Source organism: Xenorhabdus griffiniae (assembly GCF_015163655.1).
Taxonomy (GTDB): domain Bacteria; phylum Pseudomonadota; class Gammaproteobacteria; order Enterobacterales; family Enterobacteriaceae; genus Xenorhabdus; species Xenorhabdus griffiniae.
Genome location: NZ_JADEUF010000146.1, coordinates 1 through 7,094 on the forward strand (window position 1 = coordinate 1; position 7,094 = coordinate 7,094).

Here is a 7,094-nt window from a genome sequence, read left to right on the forward strand (position 1 = left end):
AAACGCCGTAGCGCCGATGGTAGTGTGGGGTCTCCCCATGTGAGAGTAGGGCACTGCCAGACATCAATTAGCCAGAGAAGCCATCCGTCACCGGATGGCTTTTTTGCGTTTAGGTGCTTTAGAAATAGAAGATTAAAAAATTACTTCACCGATTGATATAAACTATAACCTGCTATCGCTCCAGCTATATCATAAGCAATATCATGCCAACTCCAGCCTGTTCCTGATGGGCGGCTATCATAAAGTTCTTTTGCTGCACCAATACTAACGGATAACAATATACCAAATTGTGCACTTTCACGATGACCCCAATGCTGACGATCACCATAAGCATTACCCGCAGCAGCGACAATTGCAGAAAATAAGAAATGTTGCGCTTTATCTTTTCCTGTCCAGTTGTCATTTGCCTGACGAATATTGGAACAAGAAGTATTCAATAGGATAGGAGAAATTATTAATATATTTCGTATCAGAGTGATGATGTTTTTTCTCATCGTAATTTACGCTATGATTTATTTTTTTAAATCATAGCTGTTTGATAAATAAGGTACAAAAATCCCCTCTGCCAATAGCGAGAGGGGATTCAAAAAAACGATAATTATTTATCTATTTTACAATATCCTGCTGATTAATCGGTCTACCCGAATACGGCGCAAGCGTCGTATCAGTTTGCGTACCTTAACAGGATAGAGCTGGATACTTTCCAGTTCCTGATAATTGTGGATAATTTTTGTATGGGTACGGATGCAATCCAACTCCATTGCACGTTGCTCTTGCATCTCTTGGTGGGGATCATGAATAAGAATAGCATTTTCCAGATCCAATCCCCATGCGCGAGGATTCAGGTTATTACCCGTAATTAATTGCCACTTATTATCAACCCAGATCCCTTTTAAGTGATAAGTATTATCTTGATCTTTCCATAATCGGATAGTTAATTGCTGGCTATCGATAAACTTTTGCAGCCGACTGGTGAATCGGCGCAAGTTAATTTCATACAGATAAGGCAATGCACCAATGATTTTAAATGGTTCTTCGGGTGGAATATAAAAATCGTTCGCTGTTTTATCTCCAATGATGATCTCAACTTGCTTTCCTTGGCGGAGTAGGCGAGATATTGCTCGTACTAACACTGCTGGTAAATTGAAATATGGTGTACAAATAATCAACTTGTTTTCAGTGCAAGACATGAGATGACAAATTGTTTTATTCAGCAGATTTTTCTTGCCTAATCCCACAAGGGGAGTTACCGCCAATTCTGCATTGGATGCTTGATTTTCAATGTGATACTCGCTATTCCTCAATGAAGCACGAAATTGACGGATCAAATTTTTAATTTCAAGGCTACGAGGGCGATTGTGGCAGGCTAAATTTTTTACGGCTCCAGCGCTAATAATACTATCGTCAATAAATTGCTTCATGATCGAGGCAAGTTTTGCATTATGCAGCAAATGATAACGATCGTAACGGTATTTTTCATGGCGGTGCAGATAGACATCATTAATACTTGCTCCACTGTAAATAACCGTATCATCAAAGATAAAGCCTTTCAGATGCAAAACCCCCAGTGCTTCACGTGTATTCACTGGAACACCCAAGATAGAAATATTGACATCAGGGTAGCTTTCAGCCATGGAACAATACCAGTCTGCATTTGTTGCCACAGCTTCTGCACCAATACGGCCTCGTTGAGCACGATGCCAATCAACCAGGATTTTTATATCTAACTCAGGGCGTGTCTGTTTAGCGGCATATAATGCAGTCAAAATATCTTGTCCTGCATCATCGTTTTCTAAATATAACGCGGCGATATAAATATGCTTTTGGGCCTTTGCTATACGTTCCAATAAGGTGCTGCGAAACACTTTAGATTCATAAAGTGTCGCAATATCAGCAACTGATTGTGGTAGCTTAGGCAGTTGTGCAAGGTGTTGTTGGTGTTTTGCTTGTTTAAATTTGGACAACATCACAGTGCGTTTTTCTCTTAGTCTAAATGGTGTTAATACCATCATAAGGTGTATGAATCAAAATGATCCGGCGATGATACCATTAGTTTGGTCCATTGTGAGTATGAATTAACTCTCTTGAGCTGATTGCTTTAAGACTGTGCGATCTATCACGGAGTCAGCATTTTTTTAGTGTTCATTACGAGATGTATGTTGAATTTATTTTTTACTTAGAGTTTCAACATAAGATTAACAATGCCGTCTTCTAACTGTATATCAATGGTAAATCCAAGTTTTTTCGCAAGTTGGATCATGTTACGGTTTTCAGGCATGGTAATAGCTGTTAGTGCTTGAATACCATGTTCTCTTGTATAGTTAATCAGTTTAGTCATAAGTTGATAGCCTAACGTAATTCCCTTCAGATCTGATCGGACTAATATCGCAAATTCAGCCTCGATATTATCGGGATCAGCCATGGCACGGGCGACACCAATAATTTCAGGTGTTGTTGCTGGATGGCGGATCGCTACGAATGCCATTTCTCGGTCGTAGTCAATTTGAGTCATGTTTGCAAGATCATCATGAGTAAACTCGTTAATTTCACTGAAATAGCGATAATAAAGATCTTCCTTTGTTACCTGGCCGATAAATTCTTTCAGCAAAGGTTCATCTTCCGGCAGGATTGGCCGTAGCAAACATTCAACATCCTCTTTGATATAGATAGTTTCTTCCAGTTCATTAGGATAAGGCCGGATAGCCAGTCTCTTGCGGGGATCGCCTGTTACTGGCATTAACTCCATTGTCACATCCAATAGCGTGAGCTCATTACCTGATGCAAGCAGTGGATGGATATTCATACGAGTAATTTGAGGGCAATCGATCAGAAGATTCGATACTCTGACCAATAACTGGCTGAGAGCAGGAATATCCAGCGGCAAAAGTGAACCACCAGATTTTATTTTGCCACTCTTAATTGCCTGAATAACCAGATAGCGTGCCAGTGCCATATTAAGGGGAGGAAGAGCGACAGCCGCCTGTGTTTCATGCACCCAATCGATATCTCCCTCGCCTAGCATGATTAAGGGACCAAATATCTCATCTTGCTCAATAGCAATTCTCAGCTCTTGTGTGCCGGCTCGATTAGCCATGCTTTGTACTAATAATCCATGGATACTGGCTTGCGGGAAGTTTTGTTTAACACGTTCAATAATCGCTTGTGTTGCGGTTTTAACTTCATCAGCATTGCGTAAATAAAGCATCACTCCCTGAACCTCTGATTTATGTAGGATATCAGGGGAGCGGAGTTTTAATGCTACGGGATAGCCAATTTTTTCTGCAATATCGACCGCATCATCACTGGTATGAGCGATCCAAGTTGGTAAAGTATTTAAACCGTAAGCATCAAGAATAGGTTGTACTTCATGGGTATCCAATCGAATATTCCCGTTATCAAGTGCCTTTTGTATACACTCATGGGCTCGGGCCGTATTCGATGTGATGCCAATGGGTAAAGATGGTGTTTCTTTTAGCTGTTTTTGGTTTCGCTGATATTCCACCATATACATAAAGGCGGTAATGGCACCTTCTGGTGTCCGATAAGTTGGAATACCAGCCTCACTGAACAGACGTCGTGCTTCCAATGAAGAGTATTCTCCGCACCAATTAGTAAAAATAGTGAGCCATTTCCCACGAGGATGTTCTTTAATGGTTTGTATAACCTGAACTGCTGTAGTTTGGCTGTGGGATATGGCACTGGGTGAGTGGATTAACAGTAAGGCATCATAATCATGACTATCCAAAAGTAACCTGAGTGCAGAAACATATCGTTCGGTAGAAGAATCATCACCGATATCCAATGGATTACGTAAAAGCAACGTGTCTGGAAGTGTGCCAGACAACCCATTGATCGTTTCCTCACTTAATATAGCGAGTTTGCCGGTTCTCCTGAATAGCTCATCCAGTGCCATTGCCGCTGGTGCTGCTCCATTACTAACGATTAATAAACGTTCTCCGCGTAATGGCCGCATAAAACTCAATGTTTCCACTGCGGAGAACATTTCGTGTGTATCCTGTACACGCAGTAATCCGGCTCGTTGAATTGCTGCATCATAAGCCGCATCAAAATTTTGTTGTTCTCCCAGCAACTTCTGGACTTGCCGGGTACGACTGCTTTTCACGACCAGAATTGGTTTATTGCGTGAAGCGCTTCGGGAAGCAGAAAGAAAACGGCGAGCATCGCTGATATGTTCGAGATGCAACAAAATGGCACTGGTTTTACTGTCTCTTGCTAAAAAGTCGAGCAGGTCATCAATATCAATATCAACACTGTCGCCCAAGGCAATAAAATACGAAAAACCAATATTGCGATGGTTAGCCCAGTCCAGAATTGTGTTGGATATTGCTGCTGATTGTGAAATAAAGGCGAGTTTACCTTTAAGAATAGGGATCGGGGAAAAACTGGCATTTAGCCCACTCCAGGGGGCTAAGATACCAAGGCTATTTGGCCCCAGAATTCGAAGATGATGTTTTTGGCTGCACAATTTCAATTCAGTAAATTGTGATGGCGGAGAGGATAAAATAATGACAGTTTTGCATCCGTGTTGGGCCAGTTGTTCTAGTAAAGACAAATTACGACTGTGATGAGTACAGATCACAGCCAGATCAGGCGTTAATGGTAATTTATCGATAGCAGGATAGGCTAACACACCCAGAACGGCGGATTTGTGTGGTGTTACGGGGAGAATAGGTCCTGTAAACCCACCCATTAACAAATTTCTCATCAACACTGAACTGGCTTTTTCTGGTTTTTCAGAAGCACCAATAACGGCGATAGATTTAGGGCGTAATAATGCTTCAAGTCCGCGCTGGCTCATTTCTGGGGTTCCTTATCAGCTATCACATCAATAAACAATAACAATTACCATGAATAACTTTAGCCACCATCAGTGACTTTAGCGCGGATTGTCAAGCATTACTGTGAGTTATACCTACAGATGATTGGATTTTCCGGCCAGATATTGTTCACGAAAGTGATTGAAATGATTCAATAATGATTGTGACGCTTTAATATCCCCGGCTAATTCTAATGCCGCAGCCGCAACTTCGGCGGTACAATGTTGTTCTGTTCTGGAAGGCACCCGAAGTAAATAGTCCATTTTGGCAATATTATTAATAGACAATAGGGGAATATCATCTAAATATGGGCTTTTGCGAAACATTTTTCTTGCTTCAGGCCAAGTACCATCCAATATAATGAACAGCGGTGGTTTTTGGTTGGCGGGGATCTGCTGATACACCGTACGAGGAGGCGTAGCATAACTGTCTGGAAAGATCAGATAAGGTTGTCGGGTTGGATCACGCACGATTTCGAGCAGTTGTTGATCAGGCTCGGTTCTAGACCAGAGAAAAGCGCATGTATCAGGCAGAATATCTGCAATCAACTTTCCCGTATTACTGGGCTTCATCGGCTCCGTATCGAACATGATGAGACAGAAGCGGCTTTCCGCATTTGCAGGTGAAATCATTTCACATAGACATTTATTTTGGGGTAATAAACAATGCAGGCAACGCTGCACTCGGCACCCCCTTGCCAGAAAAGGGCGGGTAGAGCGGGCAAGGCGGTGTTGGCGAAGCTGATAAACGGCGTTGTTATTTCTCATTTAAGAACTCAAACATGTTCGTGGATAAAACCAGTAAAAAATTAGCGGATATTTTAATGGATTGTCGTTACCGGAGGTAGCTTCGGACGCGTACATCGGGTAATCTTCGCGCCATAACGCAGTTGGAGAAATAAATGAACGATTCCTATAGTGGTAAGAACGGCAAAGTCAAAGTAATGTATGTCCGCAATAATGAGGACAATAACGATAACCGTAAAGGCGGCGATCGTCGTAAAAACAGTGACAGCCGTAAGAGTGATAACCGGCCGTTTGGTAAAGGGCGTGATCAGGGTGACCGCCGTCGTGGTAATGAACGCCCAGTGCGCTCAGGCGATCGTTCTCCGTGGAGAACAATCTCCCGTCCAGAGGATGAATCTCTTAGTCCAGAGCACCAGGGCATTAGCGGCAAAAGCAACATTGATCCTGAACAGCTTCGTCGTCAGCGTTTGGAAGAAACTCGCATCTATGGGGAAAATGCTTGCCAGGCAATGTTCCAGCACCGTCCTGATGCGATTGTTCGGGCTTGGTTTGTTCAATCGGTCACGCCGCGTTTTCGCGATGCCTTGAAATGGATGGCGGCAAATCGCAAAGCTTACCATGTCGTTGACGACGAAGAGCTATCCAAGGCATCAGGTACAGAGCACCACGGTGGTGTATGTTTCCTGATTAAGAAACGTAATGGTTTGGATGTGGAAACCTATTTGCAGCAGGCGCCCGCAAAAGATTGTGTCTTGGCATTGGAAAATGTAGGTAATCCACATAATCTTGGCGCAATTATGCGTAGTTGTGCGCATTTTGGCGTACAGGGGGTCATATTGCAGGATACAGCGCTGTTGGAATCAGGTGCCGCTGTTCGTACAGCAGAAGGCGGCGCTGAGCACATCAAAGGCATTGATGCGGATGGGTTCACGACTACGCTAAATCAATTCCGTAACCAAGGCTACACAATTGTGACGACATCAAGTCATAAAGGCAGCACAACACTGGCGCAAGCAACATTGCCAGAAAAAATGGTCTTGGTATTAGGGCAGGAAAGTGATGGACTAAGTGACAGCATTTGGGAAGATGGTGACATTCGTCTTTCTATTGGTGGAACGGGAAGGGTAGAAAGTCTGAATGTTTCTGTTGCAACAGGTATTATGCTGGCGGAATGGTGGCGTCAGAATAAGGTTTAATCTATCTCTATCGCAAGTTACCATTTAGTCAAAGAACAGTGACTTGGAAATAGATAGTTTAAGTTTCATTGTTAATAAGGCCCTGTCTATTTAGTCAGGGCCTTATTTTATTCCCTATAATTTATTAAGTTTATTTTTATTATTACACTGCAAAATCAAATAAAAACATTTGTTATTATTTTAAACGGAAGTATTGATTTAAATTTTTATTCTTCCATATGAAAGGTTAAAACCACCGACTTTAGTCGGTCAGCTTTAGCTGCAATACTGTGTTGTACTGGAGGTGCAACATGGATTACAGATACGGCAGTCAC

5 protein-coding genes are annotated in these 7,094 nt (G+C 42.4%); 1 reads left to right on the forward strand and 4 read right to left on the reverse strand.

Annotation, left to right across the window (positions count from 1 at the left end):
• Positions 1-140: 140 nt before the first annotated feature.
• From IQ211_RS17055 to IQ211_RS17070, 4 genes are all read right to left on the reverse strand, one after another.
• Positions 141-494, reverse strand: a complete 354-nt coding sequence (locus IQ211_RS17055; protein WP_189761114.1) for a YfiM family lipoprotein — start codon at positions 492-494, stop codon at positions 141-143.
• 117 nt (positions 495-611) lie between these two features.
• Entirely contained in the window at positions 612-1,970 is a 1,359-nt protein-coding gene (gene pssA / locus IQ211_RS17060) for a CDP-diacylglycerol--serine O-phosphatidyltransferase (RefSeq protein ID WP_189761115.1), read from the reverse strand.
• 206 nt (positions 1,971-2,176) lie between these two features.
• The gene (locus IQ211_RS17065; RefSeq protein ID WP_189761113.1) at positions 2,177-4,819 is read right to left on the reverse strand and encodes a bifunctional acetate--CoA ligase family protein/GNAT family N-acetyltransferase; all 2,643 of its coding nucleotides are present in this window, start codon (positions 4,817-4,819) and stop codon (positions 2,177-2,179) included.
• A gap of 114 nt (positions 4,820-4,933) precedes the next feature.
• Positions 4,934-5,605, reverse strand: a complete 672-nt coding sequence (locus tag IQ211_RS17070) for a tRNA-uridine aminocarboxypropyltransferase (RefSeq protein WP_189761112.1) — start codon at positions 5,603-5,605, stop codon at positions 4,934-4,936.
• Between the two features lie 134 nt (positions 5,606-5,739).
• Between IQ211_RS17070 and IQ211_RS17075 the strand changes: the two genes are divergently transcribed.
• A complete protein-coding gene (locus IQ211_RS17075; RefSeq protein ID WP_189761111.1) occupies positions 5,740-6,780 on the forward strand; it encodes a tRNA/rRNA methyltransferase in 1,041 nt (346 codons plus the stop codon).
• Positions 6,781-7,094: the final 314 nt, after the last annotated feature.

Bases quoted from the DNA above. Each gene is read 5' to 3' on its own strand.
- IQ211_RS17070 (WP_189761112.1), bottom strand. From the start codon at position 5,605: ATGAGAAATAACAACGCCGTTTATCAGCTTCGCCAACACCGCCTTGCC.
- IQ211_RS17075 (WP_189761111.1), top strand. From the start codon at position 5,740: ATGAACGATTCCTATAGTGGTAAGAACGGCAAAGTCAAAGTAATGTAT.
- IQ211_RS17055 (WP_189761114.1), bottom strand. From the start codon at position 494: ATGAGAAAAAACATCATCACTCTGATACGAAATATATTAATAATTTCT.
- IQ211_RS17065 (WP_189761113.1), bottom strand. From the start codon at position 4,819: ATGAGCCAGCGCGGACTTGAAGCATTATTACGCCCTAAATCTATCGCC.